2 protein-coding genes and 1 pseudogene are annotated in these 1235 nt (G+C 62.3%); 1 reads left to right on the top strand and 2 read right to left on the bottom strand.

The features are described from left to right. Positions 1 to 214: ubiquinol-cytochrome C chaperone family protein (locus GSQ79_RS22025; RefSeq protein ID WP_305764628.1), on the bottom strand; the 214-nt coding region annotated here is incomplete at its 3' end. 198 nt (positions 215 to 412) lie between these two features. On the opposite strand from GSQ79_RS22025, the gene GSQ79_RS22020 reads away from it, so the two are divergent. After that, entirely contained in the window at positions 413 to 925 is a 513-nt protein-coding gene (locus tag GSQ79_RS22020) for an outer membrane protein assembly factor BamE (RefSeq protein WP_246725498.1), read from the top strand. 43 nt (positions 926 to 968) lie between these two features. Here GSQ79_RS22020 and GSQ79_RS22015 read toward each other — a convergent pair. Further along, positions 969 to 1235: pseudogene (locus tag GSQ79_RS22015) on the bottom strand (3,4-dihydroxy-2-butanone-4-phosphate synthase); the annotation flags it as partial.

Raw genomic sequence — 1235 nt, 5'->3', positions numbered from 1 at the left:
GCGTGCGATCGAAATGCTGGAACACCGTGTCGATCAGGTCCTGAGCCATTTCCGGCCCCGGCACGGCGAGGGCGTTGAGCCGTCGCAGAACAAGAGCTGTGTGAAGGGTCAGGCAGTCGAAACGGCCCTCGAACGTGTCGCTCATGCCGAGATCGGTGAACAGGTCTGGGTGCCGGGACGCCACCACCACCGCCGCATACAAGGCTTCGATCACGGCCCTGTTCTCGGAGCCTCGGAATAGCCTGAAGATCATAAATCCGGCCCTGTCCCGTCACAGCCGATCGAGGCATTGCCCCTCGTGAAGCTTGGCCTCATCTTGCTTTCGTCACAAGCGGGGGGTAGGCATCGCGAGCCTGGAACGCAAGTGAAACTTGCGGCGCCTTACGGCTGTGGCCGGAGACATAAAGAAGCTATGCAGTTCATTCTCGCCGCGTCGCGCGTTGCGCATCAGGACTCGATGGGCCGGGTGCTTGGGGATGGCTCTATGTGGCGGACGCCCGCCAAGCTGCTCGCGGTAGCCTTGCTCGCGTCCTCCCTCGCGGGATGCCTCGGCTACGATGGCGAAATCTCGCACGGCTTCCAGGCCGATCCGGCGGTTCTTGCGGACGTCAAACAGGGCTCGACGGCCGAGCAGGTTCTGGTTCTGCTGGGAACGCCTTCCACCACATCCACCGTCGGTGGCGACGCCTGGTACTATATTTCCCAGCGGACATCGCGCCAATTGGCCTTCATGCCGCCAAAACTGATCGACCAGCACATCGTCGCGGTCTACTTCGACAAGACGAAGAAGGTCACGCGGATCGCGAATTACGGCATCGACGACGGCAAGGTCGTCGACTTTTCCAGCCGGACGACGCCGACCAGCGGCGCCGAGGGCACGTTCCTCAAGAACATGATGCTCAACCTGATGCACGTCGGCGGCTGACCAGGGCGCAACATTGCCCTGATCATATCATTTTACGAGCCGCCTACTCCAGCGGCTCGTAGCCGGTGATCTCGATGCCGAAGCCCGACAGGCCGACGTAGGTCCGGGGCGAATTGGTGCGCAGCCGGATCGAGCTGATACCGAGGTCGCGCAGGATCTGCGCCCCAAGGCCGACCTCGCGCCACTGCTGCGTCCGCAAGGCCTCGGAATCCACCTGCTGATGCGCCGAACGGGCAGGTACACCCGCGGCGCCGTCGCGCAGATAGATGAAGAGGCCCCTGCCCTCTTCCTGAAATTTTGCAAAAATCTT

The sequence above is a fragment of the Beijerinckia sp. L45 genome (genome assembly GCF_009765775.1).
GTDB lineage: Bacteria > Pseudomonadota > Alphaproteobacteria > Rhizobiales > Beijerinckiaceae > RH-AL1.
Note: the sequence above shows the minus strand (reverse complement) of the source record. Positions and strands in the feature narration are given on the sequence as shown.

Excerpts from the sequence above, each read along its gene's own strand:
- GSQ79_RS22020 (WP_246725498.1), top strand. The coding sequence starts at position 413 with ATGCAGTTCATTCTCGCCGCGTCGCGCGTTGCGCATCAGGACTCGATG.